General features: G+C 66.9%; 19 protein-coding genes. 12 read left to right on the forward strand and 7 right to left on the reverse strand.

Annotated elements, in window-relative coordinates; all coding sequences use genetic code 11:
- Nucleotides 1-68: 68 nt before the first annotated feature.
- The 6 genes from JOY29_RS11930 (at nucleotide 69) to JOY29_RS11955 (ending at nucleotide 5,520) form a co-directional block, all read left to right on the forward strand.
- The gene (locus JOY29_RS11930) at nucleotides 69-680 is read left to right on the forward strand and encodes a hypothetical protein (protein WP_300973749.1); all 612 of its coding nucleotides are present in this window, start codon (nucleotides 69-71) and stop codon (nucleotides 678-680) included.
- A gap of 90 nt (nucleotides 681-770) precedes the next feature.
- The gene (gene guaA, locus JOY29_RS11935) at nucleotides 771-2,330 is read left to right on the forward strand and encodes a glutamine-hydrolyzing GMP synthase (protein WP_300973750.1); all 1,560 of its coding nucleotides are present in this window, start codon (nucleotides 771-773) and stop codon (nucleotides 2,328-2,330) included.
- A gap of 21 nt (nucleotides 2,331-2,351) precedes the next feature.
- On the forward strand, nucleotides 2,352-3,947 hold the full coding sequence (locus JOY29_RS11940) for a cyclic nucleotide-binding domain-containing thioredoxin-disulfide reductase (RefSeq protein WP_300973752.1): 1,596 nt from the start codon (nucleotides 2,352-2,354) through the stop codon (nucleotides 3,945-3,947).
- Between the two features lie 55 nt (nucleotides 3,948-4,002).
- Complete coding sequence (locus JOY29_RS11945; protein ID WP_300973753.1) at nucleotides 4,003-4,581, forward strand: L,D-transpeptidase family protein; 579 nt, start codon at nucleotides 4,003-4,005, stop codon at nucleotides 4,579-4,581.
- Nucleotides 4,582-4,630: 49 nt separating this feature from the next.
- A complete protein-coding gene (locus tag JOY29_RS11950) occupies nucleotides 4,631-5,218 on the forward strand; it encodes a ferric reductase-like transmembrane domain-containing protein (RefSeq protein ID WP_300973754.1) in 588 nt (195 codons plus the stop codon).
- Entirely contained in the window at nucleotides 5,218-5,520 is a 303-nt protein-coding gene (locus JOY29_RS11955) for a PepSY domain-containing protein (RefSeq protein WP_300973755.1), read from the forward strand. The genes JOY29_RS11950 and JOY29_RS11955 overlap by 1 nt, the downstream gene beginning before the upstream one ends.
- A gap of 6 nt (nucleotides 5,521-5,526) precedes the next feature.
- Here JOY29_RS11955 and JOY29_RS11960 read toward each other — a convergent pair whose 3' ends face one another.
- From JOY29_RS11960 to JOY29_RS11980, 5 genes are all read right to left on the reverse strand, one after another.
- On the reverse strand, nucleotides 5,527-6,417 hold the full coding sequence (locus tag JOY29_RS11960) for a hypothetical protein (protein ID WP_300973756.1): 891 nt from the start codon (nucleotides 6,415-6,417) through the stop codon (nucleotides 5,527-5,529).
- 120 nt (nucleotides 6,418-6,537) lie between these two features.
- A complete protein-coding gene (locus JOY29_RS11965) occupies nucleotides 6,538-8,595 on the reverse strand; it encodes a 3-hydroxyacyl-CoA dehydrogenase NAD-binding domain-containing protein (RefSeq protein ID WP_300973757.1) in 2,058 nt (685 codons plus the stop codon).
- 67 nt (nucleotides 8,596-8,662) lie between these two features.
- A complete protein-coding gene (locus JOY29_RS11970) occupies nucleotides 8,663-9,436 on the reverse strand; it encodes an SDR family oxidoreductase (RefSeq protein WP_300973758.1) in 774 nt (257 codons plus the stop codon).
- Complete coding sequence (locus JOY29_RS11975; RefSeq protein ID WP_300973759.1) at nucleotides 9,436-10,215, reverse strand: SDR family NAD(P)-dependent oxidoreductase; 780 nt, start codon at nucleotides 10,213-10,215, stop codon at nucleotides 9,436-9,438. Before JOY29_RS11975 ends, JOY29_RS11970 begins: the two co-directional genes overlap by 1 nt.
- Before the next feature lie 88 nt (nucleotides 10,216-10,303).
- The gene (locus tag JOY29_RS11980; RefSeq protein ID WP_300973760.1) at nucleotides 10,304-11,560 is read right to left on the reverse strand and encodes an acyl-CoA dehydrogenase family protein; all 1,257 of its coding nucleotides are present in this window, start codon (nucleotides 11,558-11,560) and stop codon (nucleotides 10,304-10,306) included.
- 101 nt (nucleotides 11,561-11,661) lie between these two features.
- Between JOY29_RS11980 and JOY29_RS11985 the strand changes: the two genes are divergently transcribed.
- The 6 genes from JOY29_RS11985 (at nucleotide 11,662) to JOY29_RS12010 (ending at nucleotide 16,913) form a co-directional block, all read left to right on the forward strand.
- Nucleotides 11,662-12,234: a hypothetical protein gene (locus JOY29_RS11985; RefSeq protein ID WP_300973761.1), complete on the forward strand. Its 573-nt coding sequence runs from the start codon at nucleotides 11,662-11,664 to the stop codon at nucleotides 12,232-12,234.
- A 44-nt stretch (nucleotides 12,235-12,278) separates the two neighbouring features.
- The gene (locus JOY29_RS11990; protein ID WP_300973763.1) at nucleotides 12,279-13,436 is read left to right on the forward strand and encodes an acyl-CoA dehydrogenase family protein; all 1,158 of its coding nucleotides are present in this window, start codon (nucleotides 12,279-12,281) and stop codon (nucleotides 13,434-13,436) included.
- 88 nt (nucleotides 13,437-13,524) lie between these two features.
- Nucleotides 13,525-14,652, forward strand: a complete 1,128-nt coding sequence (locus JOY29_RS11995) for an acyl-CoA dehydrogenase family protein (RefSeq protein ID WP_300973764.1) — start codon at nucleotides 13,525-13,527, stop codon at nucleotides 14,650-14,652.
- A 142-nt stretch (nucleotides 14,653-14,794) separates the two neighbouring features.
- On the forward strand, nucleotides 14,795-14,992 hold the full coding sequence (locus tag JOY29_RS12000; protein WP_300973766.1) for a (2Fe-2S)-binding protein: 198 nt from the start codon (nucleotides 14,795-14,797) through the stop codon (nucleotides 14,990-14,992).
- 75 nt (nucleotides 14,993-15,067) lie between these two features.
- Complete coding sequence (gene bfr / locus JOY29_RS12005; RefSeq protein WP_300973767.1) at nucleotides 15,068-15,553, forward strand: bacterioferritin; 486 nt, start codon at nucleotides 15,068-15,070, stop codon at nucleotides 15,551-15,553.
- A 133-nt stretch (nucleotides 15,554-15,686) separates the two neighbouring features.
- Nucleotides 15,687-16,913: a DUF418 domain-containing protein gene (locus JOY29_RS12010; RefSeq protein ID WP_300973768.1), complete on the forward strand. Its 1,227-nt coding sequence runs from the start codon at nucleotides 15,687-15,689 to the stop codon at nucleotides 16,911-16,913.
- Here the strand turns inward: JOY29_RS12010 and JOY29_RS12015 are convergent.
- Together JOY29_RS12015 and der are read right to left on the reverse strand one after the other, a co-directional pair.
- Nucleotides 16,910-17,347 carry an Hpt domain-containing protein gene (locus tag JOY29_RS12015; RefSeq protein ID WP_300973769.1) on the reverse strand — a complete coding sequence of 146 codons (438 nt, stop codon included), beginning with the start codon at nucleotides 17,345-17,347 and terminating at the stop codon, nucleotides 16,910-16,912. The genes JOY29_RS12010 and JOY29_RS12015 overlap by 4 nt on opposite strands.
- Nucleotides 17,348-17,405: 58 nt before the next feature.
- The gene (gene der, locus JOY29_RS12020; protein WP_300973770.1) at nucleotides 17,406-18,767 is read right to left on the reverse strand and encodes a ribosome biogenesis GTPase Der; all 1,362 of its coding nucleotides are present in this window, start codon (nucleotides 18,765-18,767) and stop codon (nucleotides 17,406-17,408) included.
- Nucleotides 18,768-18,793 lie beyond the last annotated feature (26 nt).

Below are 18,793 nucleotides of genomic sequence, written 5' to 3' on the forward strand. Positions count from 1 at the left end.
AGCGCGAATCGGCCATAAGCGTTGCAACGAGCGGTAACTCCCGCTTCGCGCAACAAGGAGACGTGGCCATGAAGGCTGTTTCAAAGATCCTCGCTGGTGCAGCCGCCGTCGCGGCGCTTTCGGTGGGTGCGGCGGCTCCGGCCGCGGCGCAATATTATCCGCAGCCCGGCTATGGGCAGGGCGGCCTCGGTGACGTGATCACCGGCGCCATCCTCAATTCCATCCTGCGTGGCCAGAACCCGTACGGATACAATCAGTATTACGGCCGCAGCGACTATAATCTCGAGCGCGCCGCGGTGCAGCAGTGCGCCGTCGCCGCCGAGCAGCGCATCAACAGCCGCTATGGTGGTCGCTACAACCAGCCTTACGGCGGGTACAACCAGCCCTATGGCGGGTACAACCAGCCCTACGGCGGGTACAACCAGCCCTATGGCTACAACCAGGCCGGCGCCTTCCGCGTCGTTCAGATCGACCGTGTGAACCGGACCAGGAACGGCAACATGCGGGTATATGGTCTGGCTTCGAGCGGCGCCTACCAGGGCAATTACGGCCAGCCTTACTATGGCGGCTACAACCAGCCCTATGGCTATGGCTACAATCAGGCGCAGGCCAACTTCCGCTTCAACTGCAAGTTCGATCGGAGCGGCCGGATCAGCGATCTCAAGATCAACCGCGCCTAAGACTGCCTAGGCTTCCACGCGAGTGGACAGGAAGGCGCCGGAGCCATAGGGCTTCGGCGCCTTTTCTCGTGCGCACGGAGTCCGACCGCCTTGACCGTCCAGCCGGCTGAAACCCTCCTCATCGTCGACTTCGGCAGCCAGGTGACCCAGCTCATCGCCCGCCGCATCCGCGAAGCCGGCGTCTATTGCGAGATCGCCCCGTTCAACGCCGCCGAGGAAGCGTTCGAGCGCCTCGCGCCCAAGGGCATCATCTTCTCCGGCGGGCCGTCGTCGGTCACCTGGGAGAACAGCCCGCGGGCGCCGCAGGTGCTGTTCGACAGCGGCCTGCCCCTGCTCGGCATCTGCTACGGCCAGCAGACCCTCCACCAGCAGCTGGGCGGCAAGGTCGTCACGTCCGACCAGAAGGAATTCGGCCGCGCCTTCATCGAGGTGATGGCGCCGTCCGCCTTGTTCGATGGCCTGTGGCAGGTCGGCGAGCGCCACCAGGTGTGGATGAGCCACGGCGACCGGGTCGAAAGCCTGGCGCCCGGCTTCTCGATCGTCGCGGCTTCTGAAGGCGCGCCCTTCGCCATCGCCACCGACGAGGAGCGCCGCCGCTACAGCCTGATGTTCCATCCGGAAGTGGTCCACACGCCCGACGGCGGCAAGCTGCTCGCCAATTTCGCGCGCCACATCTGCGGTTGCTCGGGCGAATGGTCGATGGCCGCCTATCGCGATCAGAAGATCGCCGACATCCGCGCCCAGGTCGGCAGCGGCAAGGTCATCTGCGGCCTGTCGGGCGGCGTCGACAGCGCGGTCGCTGCCGTGCTCATCCATGAGGCGATTGGCGACCAGCTGACGTGCGTCTTCGTCGATCACGGCCTGATGCGCGCCCGCGAAGCGGAGGAGGTCGTCTCCCTCTTCCGCGGCACCTACAACATTCCGCTGGTCCACGTCCGCGCCGAGGAGTTGTTCCTGTCCGGGCTCGCCGGCGTCAGCGACCCCGAAGCCAAGCGCAAGTTCATCGGCAAGACCTTCATCGAGGTCTTCGAGGAGGAAGCAAGGAAGATCGGCGGCGCCGACTTCCTGGCGCAGGGCACGCTTTATCCCGACGTCATCGAGAGCGTCAGCTTCACCGGCGGCCCTTCGGTCACCATCAAGAGCCACCACAATGTCGGCGGGCTCCCTGAGCGCATGAACATGAAGCTGGTCGAACCGCTTCGCGAACTGTTCAAGGACGAGGTCCGCGAACTTGGCGTCGAGCTCGGCCTTCCGCCGGCCTTCGTCGGCCGCCATCCCTTTCCGGGGCCGGGCCTGGCCATCCGCATCCCGGGCGAAGTCTCGAAGGAGAAGTGCGACATCCTCCGCAAGGCGGACCTCATCTACCTCGAGGAAATCCGCAACGCGGGTCTCTACGACGCCATCTGGCAGGCTTTTGCCGTGCTGCTGCCGGTGCGCACGGTCGGCGTCATGGGCGACGCGCGCACCTATGATTACGTCTGCGGCCTGCGTGCGGTGACCAGCGTCGATGGCATGACCGCCGACGTCTACCCGTTCAGCAGCGAATTCCTCAGCCGGGTCGCGACCCGCATCGTCAACGAGGTGCAGGGCATCAACCGCGTGGTCTACGACTATACGTCGAAGCCGCCGGGCACCATCGAGTGGGAATGACCGGGGCGGAGTAGGCTAGTCATGGACAGCATCGGCGGCGACCTGACCTTCATGACCCCTCAGCCCTTCGAGGGAGATCAACTCGACGCCATCCGCGCCATCTCGGTCGAGAGAAGCTATGCACCCGGAGATCTGCTGCTGGCTGCCGAAGAGCCCTTCGACCGCTTCATCCTGGTCGAAAGCGGGCGGATCGAGGTCGTCGATCCCGACACCGGCGGGCGGCTGCTCGAAGCGACCCTTGGCCCGGGCCAGTTCGTCGGCGAGCTCAATTTCCTCAGCGGCTCGCCCATGTCGCTCGCCATGCGCGCGTGCGAGCCGACCCGGACGCTCGAAGCGCCCCGCCTCGCCATGCTCGACCTGATGAGCCGCGTACCCGAGATCGGCGACCATATACTGACCGTCTTCGCCGCCCGCCGCCGCACCATCTTCGAAGAGGGACGGAGCAGCATCCGGCTGGTCGGCATGGACCAGGACCCGGCAGTGGGCCGAATCGCCAGCTTCCTCGACCGCAATCGCATCGCCTTCCGCAGCCGCGACCCGGAGACCGGCGAGCAGCCAGGAGTCCTGATCGGCGATGGCAGGCTCGACGATCCGTCACCACGCACGCTGGCACGGCGGCTTGGCCTCGACATCGACAGCGCCGACCGTGATCAGCTCGATCTCATCATCGTTGGCGCTGGCCCAGCGGGAGTCGCGGCCGCCGTCTATGCCGGGGCGGAGGGGCTGCGCGCGCTGGTCGTCGAGGACACGGCCATCGGCGGCCAGGCCGGCACCAGCAGCCGGATCGAGAATTATCTTGGCTTCCCGACCGGCATCTCCGGCGCCGACCTGATCTTCCGCGGTGAGGTGCAGGCGATGAAGTTCGGCACTCGCTTCGCCATGCCGCGACGGGTGGACAAGCTGGCACAGACCGACGACGGCTTCTGCATCACGCTCGACGACGGCGACCAGCTCTGCGCGAAGGCTGTGCTGGTCGCGACCGGGGTCCAGTATCAGCGGCTGCCGGTCGATCGGCTGGAAGCATTCGAGGGCGCCGGCGTCTATTATGCCGCGACCGAGATGGAGGCGCGCTTCTGCCGGGAGACGGAGGCGGTGGTAATCGGCGGCGGCAACAGCGCCGGTCAGGCCGCCATGTACCTCTCGCGTACCGCCCGCCACGTCCACCTGCTGGTGCGCCGCTCCGGGTTGGCCGACACGATGAGCGCCTACCTTCGCCAGCGGCTGGAGGCCGACCCGCGCATCACCATCCACTATCGCACCGAGCTGGCGGGCCTCGAAGGCGAGCAGCGCCTGTCGGCCGTCCGGATTGCGGGACCAGGCGGCGAGCGGCGACTGGAGAGTTCGGCATTGTTCGTGATGATCGGCGCGGCGCCGAACACCGCCTGGTTGTCCGGGCTGGTGGCGCTCGACCCGAAAGGCTTTGTCCTGACCGGCCAGGAAGTCGGCGGGCGGAGCACGTTCGAGTCGTCGCATCCCGGCATCTTCGCGGTCGGCGATGTCCGCGCGGGCTCGGTGAAGCGCGTGGCCTCCTCGGTCGGCGAGGGCTCCGTGGTGATCAGCGCCGTCTGGAGCCACGTCAACGCGCCGCCCGCTCCGACAACCGGCATTGGCGGCTAACCAGCCGTTTACCGCTGACTTGACGCCAGGGCGGCAGGCGGCATGGCATGGAGCCATGTTCCATCGCTCCGCCCTGCGCTTCGCTCCGCTCGCCGTCGCCGCGGCCCTGCTCGCCTCCTGCGCCACTGCTCCACAGCGCAGCATCGCACCGCCGCCGCCGGTGGCCGAAGCGAAGCTGCCCTACGAATGGACCCACGGCCATGCGCCCAAGGCGACCAAGGAAGCCCGGGCCCTGTTCGGCACCGTGGCGCTGACGCCAGGCCAGTATCGCTGGGCCGCGACCATCCCGGACGCGCCGGCAAAGGTCGTGATCGACCGGCTGCAGCAGCTCATGTTCGTTTACAAGGGCGACACGCTCGTCGGCGTCTCGACCATCTCGTCGGGCAAGAAGGGCAAGGAGTCCCCGCTTGGTTACTGGAAGGTGTTCCGCAAGCAGGTGAAGGGCTTCTCCCGCAAGTACGACAACGCACCCATGCCTTACATGCAGATGTACGACGAGAAGGGCATCGCCTTTCACGGTGGCGCGCTGCCCGGCTACCCTGCCAGCCGCGGCTGCGTGCGACTGCCGGTCGAGTTCGCCAAGAAGCTCTACGGGCTGACGACGATGGGCACTGAGGTCGTCATCGAGGGATAGTCTCACATCTGCTATTGCGAAGCGTTCGCAATATGGCTAGTCAGCGGTCGTGATCTTCCGCGGCAAGTATCTCGTCTGGGCTGTCCTCGCGCTGCCGCTCGCAATCGCACTCTTCCGCTACGCGCTCGCGCCCGAAGCCTGGCCGGGCGACCTCCTCCATCCGACGGGGGAATGGTCGGCGCGCTTCATCATCCTCGCGCTGGTGGTAACGCCGCTCCGCCTGCTTTGGCCCGACGCACGGCCGGTCCGCTTCCTCGCCCGGCATCGACGGTCGCTGGGCGTCGCGGCCTTCCTCTACGCCCTTGCCCATACTATCGCCTACGTCGCCGACATGGGCAGCCTCGCCGACATGCTCGCCGAGATCGGCGCGCCGGCGATCTGGACGGGCTGGGCGGCGCTGCTGATCCTGATCCCGCTCGGCCTCACCAGCAACGATGCCGCCGTGCGGGTGCTGAAGGCCGGCTGGAAGCGTCTCCAGCGCCTCGCCTATCCGGCTGCCATCCTGACCCTCGTCCACTGGGCGCTGGTCCATGACGGCCTCACCGCCGCCCTCGTCCACTTCGTGCCGCTCGCCCTGCTGCAGGCGGTGCGCCTGTTCCGCTCTCGTTCGAAGCAACCCACAAGGAGTCCTGCCTGATGCGCATCCTGCTCGCCACCGTCGCCCTCGGCCTCGGCCTAGCCGTCACCGCCACCCCCGCCGCCGCCACCGGCAAGATGAAGTGCGATGCCCCCCAGCAGAGCTGGAAGAGCATGCCCTCGCTCGAGGCCAAGCTGAAGAAGGACGGCTGGCAGGTGCGCAAGGCCAAGGTCGATGGCGGCTGCTACGAAGTCTATGGCACCGACCCGCAGGGCCGCCGGGTCGAAGCCTATTTCCACCCGGTCAGCTTCAAGATGCTGCTGAGCAGCCGCCGCGGCGAAGTTCTCTACCGCGCCAAGTAAGTCCGATCAGGCGAGGGGGCGCAGCGTCAGCGCGAGCTGCGCCCCTAGCCCCAGCCGGTCGCCGGCAGTGCCCAGCCGCGTCAGGAACAATCGCCAATAGCCTTCCGGCCGCCGCTCGCTGCGGCCGACGATGCACTGGTGGACCACCGGCCCGCTGATTCCGTCGCTGGCGGCAAGCCGGCCGAGCGCTGCCCCGAACGCCCAATCTTCTCGCGCATCGGCGACCCGCACACGCATCCCGTCGAGGCGCAGCCCGACCGGACAATCGAACAACCGCTCGGCGGCCTCGGTCATCGCCACCAGCTGTCCCTGCCGGTCGAGCAGGAGGGTGAGCTCATTCGCCTGCGCTGGACCGACCAGCATCTCTTCCGCCCGCTCGCGGCCGAGTGCGAGCTGCACGCGGACCGCGCGGTGCGCCTGATGTGCGATGCGGGAGAAGGCGGCGATAGTCTCCGGGGTGCAGCGGCCCTCGCGCGAGGAGCGTAGCAACGCCAAGCCGACCAGCCCGTTGCGGTCAAGAAGCAGTGGCGACTGGCAGCCGAATGGAAGGTCGAGATCGCTTACCGCATCGTCGTAGAGCGACGTCCGGTTGATCGCGCGATATTCGGCATAATGAACCTCATGCTGGACGGATCGCGCACCGCCGATGCGGCAGTTGATACGCCAGTTCTCCGGCCCGTAGATGGCAGGATTGACGAGATGCCCGTGCGGATCAGGCCGGTCCTCGCTGAAGAAGTTGAAGCTGAGCTCGGTACCCGCGCCCGCGCCGCACAGCTGCGTCACGCCGGTACCGGTGGCTGCCGCCAGGCGCTGAAGCGCGACTCGCCAGCCGTCCGCTTCGAACGGAGCATTGAGGAAGGCGAGTTCGGCTTCACGAATGCGACAATCAACGGACACAGGACTTCACTCCGGGGCAGACGAGGTTCAGCCGCGCGGAAGATGTCCGATTTCCGGGATTTGTCCAGCGCCGGAAGAGGTTTGGCCGCCGTTCCTCACAAGAAAGCGGCGGCCCTGGTCTCAGCGGCTGGTGAACTTTTCGCTTTTGGCGGCCTTGTCGAGCAACAGCTTCGAAAAGGAGAAATCCTCGCCCATGTGCGGCGCGGCCGCCTTCAGCCCGTCGACGATCTTCTGCAGGCCCTCCGAGTCGGCCCAGTGCATCGGACCGCCGCGATAGACCGGCCAGCCATAGCCATAGACCCACACCACATCGACGTCGGACGCGCGCTGGGCCATGCCTTCCTCGAGGATCTTCGCGCCCTCGTTGACCATGGTGTAGAGCGTACGCTGGGTGATTTCCTCGTCGGAAATCTCGCGCGGGGTGACCCCGGCCTTGGCCCGGAAGTCCTCGATGATCCCCTGCACGGTCGGCGAGGGCGAGGGGCGGCGCTTCTCGTCGTAGTCGTAGAAGCCCGCGCCCTTCTTCTGGCCCCAGCGGTCCTGCGCACAGAGCGCGTCGCGGATGTTCTCGATGCGGGTCGGATCGCGGTGCCAGCCGATGTCGACGCCGGCGAGGTCGGCCATCTGGAACGGGCCCATCGGCATGCCGAAGTCGACATGGACCTTGTCGATCTGCGCCGGCGTGGCGCCTTCCAGCAGCAGCTTGGTCGCCTCCGTCTGGCGCGGGATCAGCATGCGGTTGCCGATGAATCCGTAACAGACGCCCGCTACCACGGCGACCTTCTTGATCTTCTTGGCGAGCGCCATGGCGGTGACCAGCACGTCGTCCGCGGTCTTGGCGCCGCGCACGACCTCCAGCAGCTTCATGACGTTGGCGGGCGAGAAGAAATGCAGGCCGACCACGTCCTGAGGGCGGCTGGTCGAGGCCGCGATCTCGTCGACATTGAGGTAGCTGGTGTTGCTGGCAAGGATCGCGCCCGGTTTGGCGATCTTGTCGAGCCGGCCGAAGATCTCCTTCTTGATCTCCATCTGCTCGAACACCGCCTCGATGATGAGGTCGCATTCAGCGAGATCATCGAAGTTCAGCGTTGGCTTCAAGAGGCCCATGAACTGGCCGACCTGCTCGTCGGTGAAGCGGCCCTTCTTGGCGCTCGCTTCATAGTTGCGGAGCATCACGCCCGTGCCGCGGTCGAGCGCTTCCTGGTTCATCTCGACGATGGTCACCGGGATTCCGGCAGTGAGGAAGTTCATCGAGATGCCGCCGCCCATGGTGCCGGCCCCGATCACGCCCACGCGCTTGATCTCGCGCGGCTTCACGTCGTCGGCGACGCCCTCGATCTTGGCCGCCTTGCGCTCGGCGAAGAAGAAATATTGCTGCGCCTTGGCCTGGGTGCCGCTCATCAGCTCCATGAACAGCTTGCGCTCGTCGATCACGCCCTCGGCATAGGGCTTGAGGGTCGCGGCGCGGACCGCCTCGAGGTTCTTCATCGGCGCTTCGAAACCCTTGAACGTGCGCGGGTTGGCGGCGATGAAGTCGTCGAACACCGATGGCGAGGCTTCGGCGATCTTGTTCTGCCGCTCGGAGGACCGCGGCAGCGGGCGCACCTCGGCGACCTCCGTCGCATAGGCGACGGCATGCTGGAGGAGGTCGCCCTCGACCATCCGGTCGATGAGCCCGATCTCGAAGGCTTCCTGCGCCCCGATCGGATTGCCGCTGGTGGTCATCTGCAGCGCCTTCTCGACGCCGGCGACTCGCGGCAGGCGCTGGGTCCCGCCGGCGCCCGGAAGCAGGCCGAGCTTCACTTCGGGGACGCCGAGCTTGGCCGAGGCGACAGCGGCGCGATAGTGGCAGCCGAGCGCCACTTCGAGTCCGCCGCCGAGCGCAGTGCCGTGAATGGCGGCGACCACCGGCTTGGTGCAGGCCTCGATCCGGTCGACCACCTCCGGCAGCCAGGGCATCACCGGCGGCTTGCCGAATTCGGTGATGTCGGCGCCCGCGAAGAAGGTCTGGCCTTCGCAGATGATCACCGCCGCGGCGATGTCGTCGGCTGCTTCCGCTTCCTCGATGGCGGCGACCAGCCCCTGCCGCACCGCCGCGCCCAGCGCGTTCACCGGCGGGTTGTTGGAGCGGATGATGAGGACGTGGCCGTGCTTTTCGGTGCTGATGGGCGAGGTCATGAGCGGTCCTTCGCTGACAAGAATGTAAGTGCAGTCCCTACTCGCGGGACCGGGAAAGAAAAGGGGCCTAGATTGCGGTGCGGCCGTAATCCTGGCGGTTGAACGGGTGCGAGCTCGACAGGCCGCCGTCGACCACCAAAGCGTGGCCGTTGACGTAGCTCGACTCGTCGCTGGCGAGGAACAGCGCCGCACGTGCGATCTCGTTCGGCTCACCACCGCGCCGCAGGGGATTGAGGTGGCCGAGCCTGTCCTCCTGCCCCTTGGCCCGCGCCCGCTCGTAGACGAACTCGGTCATCCCGGTCTCGATCAGGCCCGGGCAGATGGCGTTCACGCGCACGTTGGAGGTGGCGAGCTGCTGCGCCGCCGTCTTCACCAGGCTGATCACGCCCGCCTTGGAGGCGCTATAGGCCGGCCCGCCCGCGCCCGAACGAAGTCCAGCCACGCTCGCCGTGCAGATGATCGACCCGCCGCCCTGCTCCTTGATGAGCGGCGCCGCATGTTTGATCGCCAGCGCGGGGCCGATCAGGTTCACCCGCAGGATCTCGGCCCAGTCGTCGGGCGATTGTTCGAAGATGGAGGCGAGGCCGCCGGAAATGCCGGCATTGGCGAAGAAGCCGTGAAGCCCGCCATGCTCCTCCTTTGCCATGCCAACAAGCCGGATGATGTCCGCTTCGCGCCCCGCATCCGCTTCATGATCTGCGCCCTTGAGGTCGGCCGCGATCACCGTTGCGCCATGGTCGCGGAACAGGTCGGTCGTGGCCTTTCCGATTCCGGAGCCGGCGCCGGTGATGATGATGATCTTGCCGGCGAGCCGGCCGGTGAGGTCGGGCGTGCTGCTCATCAGAACCCCGCCCCGAAGGTCGATCCTCCGTCGACCACCAGCGTCTGCCCGGTAACGAAGCTGCCCGCCTCGCTGGCAAGGAAGAGGGCCGCGCCGGCGATCTCGCGCGGTTCGCCGATTCGCTTCAGCGCCGACACCTTGGTCACCGACTTGAGGATGTCGGGATTTTCCCACAGCGCCTTGGCGAAGTCGGTCCGCACCAGCCCCGGCGCGATCGCATTGACCCGCACGTTCGACGGCCCGAACTCCGCCGCCAGGTTGCGGACCAGCTGCAGGTCGGCCGCCTTGGAGATGTTGTAGGCGCCAATGACGGTCGAGCTAGTGATTCCGCCGACAGACGAGACGATGATGATCGAGCCCGACTTGCGCTCCACCATCTCGGGCGCGACGAAGCTGGTCAGCCAGTGATTGGACAGGACGTTATTGTCCATGATCTTGCGGAACTGCTCGTCGCTGATCCCGCCCATCGGCCCGTAATAGGGATTGGACGCCGCATTGCAGACGAGGACGTCGATCTGGCCGAACTCGGCCTTCGTGCGCTCGACCAGTTCGCGCAGGGCTTCCTTGTCGGAGATGGAGGCGGCGATGGCCACCGCCCGGCCCTGGCCGCGGGCGTTGATCGCTTGCGCGACTTCCTCGCACGCGTCCTGCTTGCGGGACGAGATGACGACGTTGGCGCCGTGCGCCGCCATCTCCTCGGCGATTGCCCGCCCGATGCCGCGCGACGAGCCGGTGACGATGGCGGTCTTGCCGGTGAGGTCGAAAAGGTTGGTGTTCACTATTCTCTCCCGTTGGCCCCGACCGAATTCGAGGGCGGGTTACGTCCAGGTGCCTCGGCTTCGCTCGGCACGGACAGATCAGATTAGATCAAGGAACCTGCGGATCGATCGGCGGGTGCTTGCCATATTCGATCAGCGCGATGGCGCGGTTGTGGACCTCGTCCGGCCCGTCGGCGAGCCGGAGCGTGCGGATTCCGGCCCAGCTGTGGGCAAGGCTGGTGTCCTGGCTGACGCCCATGCCGCCATGCGCCTGGATGGCGTCGTCGATGATCTGCAACGCCATGCGCGGCGCCTTGACCTTGATCATCGCGATCTCGGCCTTGGCAGCCTTGTTGCCCGCCTTGTCCATCATGTCCGCCGCCTTGAGGCAGAGGAGGCGGGTGCATTCGATCTCGATCCGCGCCTCGGCGACTCGCTGCTCCCAGACGCTGTGCTCGCTGATCTTCTTGCCGAAGGCGGTCCGGCTCTGCAGCCGGCGGACCATCAGCTCGAGCGCTTCTTCCGCCGCGCCGATGGTGCGCATGCAGTGATGGATCCGGCCCGGCCCCAGGCGCCCCTGCGCGATCTCGAAGCCGCGCCCTTCGCCGAGCAGCAGATTGTCGGCCGGCACCCGCACGTCCTTGAGCGCGATCTCCATGTGCCCGTGTGGCGCATCGTCATAGCCATAGACGTTGAGCGCGCGTTCGACGGTGATACCCGGCGCGTCCATCGGCACCAGGATCATCGACTGCTGGGCGTGGCGACGCGCCTCCGGATCGGTCTTGCCCATCAGGATCGCGACCTTGCAGCGCGGATCGCCCGCGCCGCTGCTCCACCACTTGCGCCCGTTGATGACGTATTCGTCGCCCTCGCGGCGGATCTCGCACTGGATATTGGTCGCGTCCGAACTCGCCACCGCCGGCTCGGTCATCAGGAAGGCCGAGCGGATCTCGCCCCGCATCAGCGGCGCCAGCCACGCATCCTTCTGCGCCCTGGTGCCGTAGCGGTGGAGCACTTCCATGTTGCCGGTGTCGGGCGCCGAGCAGTTGAACACCTCGCTCGCGAATCCGACCCGGCCCATCTCCTCGGCGCACAGCGCATATTCGAGGTTGGTGAGCTGCTCGCCTTCGAACGGGAAGCTTTCGTCGACATGGCGGAGCGCGCCGCCCGGCGGCATGAACAGGTTCCACAGCCCTTCCGCCCGCGCCTTCTCCTTGAGCGGCTCGAGCCCCTCGAGATGATGCCAGCGGTCGCCCCGGTTCAATTCGGCGGCGATTTCGGGAACGGCCGGGCGGACGTGGCGCTCGATGAAGGCGCGGACACGGTCGCGGAAATGGGCCTGGCGGTCGGTAAGGTCGAAGTCCATGACGCCCCTAACTGATGATGTCGCCCAAGCTGTTGCAGAAAGGAGGGCAGGGGGGAAGCCTCGGTGGAACACCTAGTCGGGTGGGTCCGTTCGCTTGGTCGATGAAACCGGTCGTTCTCGTCGCCGCCCTTGCGCTGAGTGCCTGCGCCCAGCAGGAAGAGGCCACGCCCGAGAGCCAGAAGACCTCGGCGCCATTGCCCTCTCGCGAGCCGCCGCCGGGCCCGTCGCCCGCGTCTTCGCCCGGCACCGTCACCCGGCCGCCTGCTTCGATCACCCGGAACGTGCCGGCGCAGGCGGCTGCCGACCCGCGCAGCGCCGAAGGAGCGGCGGACCTCGCCCGACGCTATTTCGCGCTGCTCGGAGCAAGGAACTTCGTCGAGGCCCACAAGCTGTGGGGTCCCGGCAGCGACTTGGCCGACGGCACCTTCGCCGCGCAGTTCGAAGGCTATCGAGAACTTCGTGGCGAGGTTGGATCGCCTTCCGCAGTCGAGGGCGCCGCCGGCTCGCTCTTCGTCACGGTACCCGCGCGTGTGCATGGCGTCGCCGCAAGGGGGGAGCGGTTCGAGGAGACGCAGGTCGTCACGCTCCGCCGGGTCAACGATGTGCCCGGCTCCACCCCCGAGCAACGGCGCTGGCACATAGCAAAGGTGGATCGGCCGCCTGGTCCGCATTGACGCTTCCCGGCGCTTGTCGCATCGACGGAGCCGAGGAGATTCACATGGCCGATCTGGAGACCTTCCGCGCCGAGACCCGCGCCTGGCTTGAGGCGAACTGCCCGCCCGAGATGCGCACGCCGATGCGCTCCGAGGACGATGCCTGCTGGGGTGGCCGCAACTTCCAGTTCCAGTCCGAGGCCCAGGAACGCTGGATGCGGGTCATGGGCGAGAAAGGCTGGACCGTGCCCGACTGGCCCGCAGCCTATGGCGGCGGCGGCCTGTCCCCGGCCGAGACCAAGATCCTGCGCGAGGAGATGAGGGCGATCGGTGCACGTTCGCCCTTGTCGAGCTTCGGTATCTCCATGCTTGGGCCGGCGCTGCTCAAATATGGCACCGAGGAGCAGAAGAAGCGCTTCCTGCCCGAGATCGCGCGCGGCGAGATCCGCTGGTGCCAGGGCTATTCCGAGCCCGGCGCCGGGTCCGACCTCGCCGGGCTGCAGACCCGCTGCGAGGACATGGGCGATCACTGGCTGGTCAACGGCCAGAAGGTCTGGACCAGCTACGCCGACAAGGCCGACTGGATCTTCTGCCTGGTGCGGACCTCGACCGAGACCAAGCATGGCGGCATCAGCTTCCTCCTGTTCGACATGGAGAGCGAAGGCGTCTCGACCAAGCCGATCCTGCTGATCAGCGGCTACTCGCCCTTCTGCGAGACCTTCTTCGACAATGTGAAGGTACCCAAGGACCAGATCGTCGGCGAAGTGAACCGCGGCTGGGACGTCGCCAAATATCTCCTTGGCCACGAGCGCGAGATGATCAGCGGCATGGGCCTCGGCTCCGGCACGTCCAGGTCGCTGGCCGAGATGCTCGGCGAGATCGACGATCCGGTGCTTGCCGCCGAGGTCGCGCTGTTCGACGTCGACGCGCTCGCCTTCGCGGCGATGAGCGAGCATTTCATCGACCAGCTCAAGGCCGGCGAGGCGCATCCCGCCATGCCGAGCATGATGAAATATGCCGGCACCGAGCTGAACAAGAAGCGCCACGAGCTGGTCATGGCGGCCGGCGGCTCGAATGCGCTTGAATGGGAAAGCGACCGCTCGCGCGGCGGCAAGGCGGCCCGCGAATGGCTGCGCACGAAGGCCAATTCGATCGAGGGCGGCACCAGCGAGGTGCAGCTCGGCATCGTCGCCAAGCACATCCTGCAATTGCCGGGGGCCTGATCCTCTCCGCCACTAGTCCCGAGCGAAGTCGAGGGACGGATGCAATGGCGGTGTCTCGACTTCGCTCGACACGAACGGACCTGAAAGAATGATCCTCACCGACGACCAGCGCCAGCTTGCCGACATGACCAAGTCCTTCCTCGCCGAGGAGGGGACCATCAGGAAGCAGCTCCGCCACTGGCGCGACAGCGGCTGCAAGGACGGCTTCGGCCATGGCCTGTGGAAGCAGATGGCCGAACTCGGGCTGACCGGCCTCGCCGTTCCCGAAGCCGAGGGCGGGCTCGGGCTCGGCGCGACCGAAGCGGCACTGGTCATGGAGGAGATCGGCCGCAATCTCACGCCATCGCCGTTCCTGACGACTGCCCTCGTCGCGGTCGAAGCGCTGAAGGGCACGGCGCAGGGCCAGCAGTGGTTCCCCGGGATCATCGCCGGCGACACCGTCGCCGCCGTCGCGGTCGATGAAGGCCCGCACCACCGCCCGCGCCAGATCGCGCTGGAGGCGAAGCGCTCCGGCAACGGCTTCACCCTCAACGGCACCAAGCAGTTCGTGGTCCATGGCGCCTCGGCCGACGTCATCCTGCTCGCCGCGCGGACCGGCGGGTCGGCCGGGGAGCCCGAGGGCATCACTCTCTTCGCGGTCGCCCGCGACGCCGCCGGGCTCGAGATCGAAAATGTCACCCTGGCTGACTCGAGCAAGGCCGCCCGCCTGACGCTCAGCAACGTTCAGGTCGATGCCGATGCGGTGGTCGGCGAGGTCGACGGCGGCTGGGACCGGCTTCGCTCGGCGATGCGGGTCGGCCGGACCGGCGCCGCGGCCGAGATGGTCGGCGTCGCCGCCGGCGCCTCGGCCATGACCCTCGACTACCTCAAGCAGCGCAAGCAGTTCGGCAAGCTGATCGGCGAATTCCAGGTCCTCCAGCACCGCGCCGCCCACCTGTTCGGCGAGATCGAGATCGCGCGCGCCGCCACCTGGAAGGCTGCCGAGCTGCTCGACAAGGGCGACGAGCGCTCGGGCATCATGACCCATGTCGCCAAGGCCAAGGCCGGCCGCGTTTCCGCTCTTGCCGTGCAGGAAGCGGTGCAGATGCACGGCGGCATCGGCATGACCGACGAACATGACATCGGCCTCTACATGAAGCGCGAGAAGGTGCTCGACGCCCTGTTCGGCGACTCCAACTATCATGCGCGCATGGTGCAGGTGATGGGCCGCCGCTGACCCACGACCTTCCCGTTGCGCGGCAATGCGGAAAGTAGGCGCCCCCGCTGGTGGGGAGTGGAGGGGCGGGGCTGCTCCTTGAGATCAAGCATGATGCCCCGAGCCTCTTGCGAACGTTTCTCATTATCGTTAGCAAGATCCCATGATCGTCTGCTGCTGCAACGCGATTCGCGAAACAGAGGTGCGGGAAGCCGCCCGCACCGGCGCCTGCAGCGTCGGCCAGGCCTATGCCCGCAAGGGCTGCAAGGTGAAGTGCGGCAGCTGCCTTCCCTTCGCCAAGGCGATCATCAGCGAAGAGCGCGCGGCGCTCGCCGCCAACCCGCCCAAGGTCGCCGCCTGACAACGCCAGTTGCGAACGACTCTTGCAAGTCGTTCGCGCTTCGTTTCGCGCCCCGACCTTGGTAAGGGCAGCGCCATGAAGGGCGATCCAAAAGTCATCGAGCTGCTCAACGAAGCGCTCAAGCTCGAACTCACCGCAATCAACCAATATTGGCTGCATTACCGGATGCTCGACAATTGGGGCGTCCGGAAGCTCGCCGAATATGAGCGGCACGAGTCCATCGACGAGATGAAGCATGCCGACCGCTTCGCCGAGCGGGTCCTGTTCCTCGAAGGGCTGCCCAATTTCCAGGCGCTGGCCAGGCTTCGCATCGGCGAGACGGTCGAGGAGATCCTCAAGGCCGACCTCGAGGCGGAATATGAGGCTGCAAAGCTCTACCGCGAGGCGGCGGACTATTGCGACAGCGTCCGCGACTTCGTCAGCCGCGACCTGTTCGTGGGCGTCCTCGCCGACGAGGAAAAGCACATCGACTATATCGAGACCCAGTTCGAGATGATCGCCCGCATGGGCCTCCAGAACTACATCCAGCTCAACAGCGAGGCCGCCGGCGCGCACGACTGAGTTGGTCCGAGGCGAAGACCTCGATCGGTCGTCACGCCGGGCTTGACCCCGCGTCCGCCTTCCTTCTTCCTCCGTCACGAGGAAGGCAGGCGGTTAACGGGTGCGGCCCGGAGCGCCGAATGAGGGGGGCTTCATGACCATCCAGACCGGCGAGCGTTTCGCCACGCTCGACATCGTCCGCGGGATCGCGGTGATGGGCATCCTCGCGATGAACATCCTCGCCTTCGCCGACGTGCCCGCCGCCTATTTCAACCCGCTCGCCCAGACCGTCACCGCCCGCACCGGCGATCTCCTCGCCTATGCCGGGCAGTTCCTCCTGTTCGACGGCAAGATGCGCGGGCTCTTCTCCTTCCTGTTCGGCGCCTCGCTGCTCCTCTTGTCGGAGAAGATGACGACCGGCCTCGTCCGCCGGCGCCTGTTCTGGCTGCTGATGTTCGGCGCCATCCACTTCTACCTCATCTGGTGGGGCGACATCCTCATCGGATACGCGCTGATCGGCTTCCTCGCGCTCGCCTTCCGCAACGCCAGCCCGCGCGCGCTGATCATCACCGCGGTCGTGCTGATCGCCATCCAGTTCGCCATCTTCCTCGCCATGACCGGCTATGCGCTGACGCTGCAGACGGCCATCAACGCGGGCACCGCGTCGGCGGACGAGCTCAAGGCGTGGGAGGAGATGACCCGCGACACCATTCTTCCGAGCGATGCGCATCGGGCCACGGTGATCGCCCTTTATTCCGGCTCCTGGGCCGAGATCGCTCACCACCAGCTGACCGAGAAGACCTTCTTCCCGCTCGCCGGCCTGTTCGCCTTTGGCTGGGAGACACTCGCCTACATGCTGCTCGGCATGGCGTCGCTGAAGAGCGGGCTGCTGACCGGCGCGTGGGAGAACCGCCGCTATGCCAAGTGGGCGCTGGTCACCCTCGCCATCGCCTTGCCCATCTATCTGGTCGCGCTGCGCTTCCTGTTCCGCTCCGAATGGGCGGCCCCGGCGGTGTTCCTGTGGGGATTCGCGGCCACCGTCCCGGCGCGGCCGCTGATGGTCGTGGGCATCGCCTGCCTGATCATCCTCGTTACGCGCCGCGGCGGAGCATTGGTCGAGCGAATCGCCGCCGCCGGCCGCGCCGCCTTCAGCAACTATCTCGGCACGTCGATCGTGATGACCGGCATCTTCTACGGCTGGGGCGCCGGCCTCTATGCGAGGCTCGGCCGGGTCGAACTGCTGCTCGTCGTCCTCGCCGCCTGGGCGCTGATGCTGCTCTGGTCCAGGCCCTGGCTCGAGCGCTTCCGCTACGGCCCCCTCGAATGGGCCTGGCGCAGCCTCACCTACTGGCGCCTGGAGCCGATGCGGCGCCTGCCCTAGATCCGCCCGAAATTCTGATTGTTGGCCTTGCGCCCGAAGCCGGCGACCTGGCCCGGCCGGCTCTTCAGCGGATTGGTGGCCTTTTCGAACAGCTCGTTGGTCTGGTCGAACAGCTGGCGAAGCTTGACCACGTCGGCGACCAGCTCGTCCGGGAAGCGCCGGGTCTCGATGCACAGGCGCGCGGTCGATTCGATGAGCTCGGCAATCTTGGCCAGCGGTTCTGCGCCGAACTGGCGCGCTTCGCCCTTGATGGTGTGGGCCGGCATCACCAGCGCGACCGTATTCTGCTCGCGCATCGCCTGCTCGATCGCGGCGACCGACTTCACGCCGTCCTCGCGGAAATAGGAGAGGATGCGGATGAAGCCGGGGCCGAGTTCGCCGCGAGTCTTCTCAAAATGCACCCAGTCGACGATCTCGCCGCCAGTTTCGTCCACGTCACTGCCCCGCTGTTACTCTTCAGGCCATTGTAGGAGCCGAGAGGTAAAGGCGGGGTTAGCGGTCGAACGGGTTCTTGGGCGCGCGCAGGGTCAGGCGCAGCGGCACCGCACCGAGGCCGAACTCCTTGCGCAGGGAGTTGAGCAAGTAGCGGCGATAGCTTTCCGGCAGCTGGTCGACCCGTGTCCCGAAGGCAACGAAGGTCGGTGGCCGGGTCTTGATCTGGGTGATGTAGCGAAGCTTGATCCGCTTGCCGCCAGGCGCCGGCGGCGGATTCTGCTCGACGGCAGCCTCGAACCAGCGGTTGAGCTCGCCGGTCGGCACCCGCCGGTTCCAGCCTTCGCGCAGCGTGAAGGCGGCCTGGATCAGCTGGTCGATGCCCTTTCCGGTCACCGCCGAGACGGTCAGCACGGGCACACCCTTCAGCTGGCTGAGGCCCTCTTCCAGCGCCGCCTTGACCCCGTTGAACAGGGACGAGGCATTCTCCGCCACGTCCCACTTGTTTAGCGCGATGGCCAGTGCCCGGCCCTCGTCGATCACCGCGCTGGCGATCTTGAGGTCCTGCACCTCGAGCCCGCGGGTCGCGTCGAGCAGAAGCACCACCACCTCGGCCATGTCGATCGCGCGGCGGGTGTCCTGCGCCGACAGCCACTCGAGCTTGTCGTCGACCTTGGCCCGCTTCCTCAGGCCCGCGGTATCGACCAGCTTCACCCGGCGCTTCTCGCCGTCGGCGGCGGTCCACTCCCAGTCGATGCTGATCGAATCGCGCGTGATCCCGGCTTCGGGACCGGTGATCATCCGGTCCTCGCCCAGCATCCTGTTGACGAGCGTCGACTTGCCCGCGTTCGGGCGGCCCACCACCGCGAGGTGAAGCGGCCGGGCCGGGTCCTCGGGATCGAGCTCCGGCTCTTCCTCTTCCTCCCGCTCGACATGGGGACGGAGCGATTCGAACAGGTCGACCAGCCCCTCGCCATGCTCGGCGGACAGAGCGATCGGTTCGCCGAAGCCCAGGGCAAAGGCTTCCAGCCGGCCGCTCTCGCCCTGCCGGCCTTCCGCCTTGTTGGCGGCGACAATGACGGGCGTGTCCTCCTGGCGGAGCCAGCGGGCGATTTCCTCGTCGAGCGGAGTGACGCCTTCGCGCGCGTCGATCAGGAACAGCGCCGCATCCGCTTCGCGCACCGCAGCCTCGGTCTGGCGGCGCATGCGGCCGGGCAGGCTGGCCGGATCCTCATCCTCGAAGCCCGCCGTATCCATCACCTGGAACTCGAGCCCGAGCAGCTTGCCGTCGCCGACCCGCCGGTCGCGAGTCACGCCCGGACGGTCGTCGACCAGCGCCACGCGCTTGCCGACGAGGCGGTTGAACAGGGTCGACTTGCCCACGTTCGGGCGCCCGACGATGGCGACGATGGGTTGGGGCATGAGGGGCGGTTAGCGGAAACACTTGC

The sequence above is a fragment of the Sphingomonas sp. LHG3406-1 genome, from assembly GCF_029637485.1.
Taxonomy (GTDB): Bacteria; Pseudomonadota; Alphaproteobacteria; order Sphingomonadales; family Sphingomonadaceae; genus Sphingomicrobium.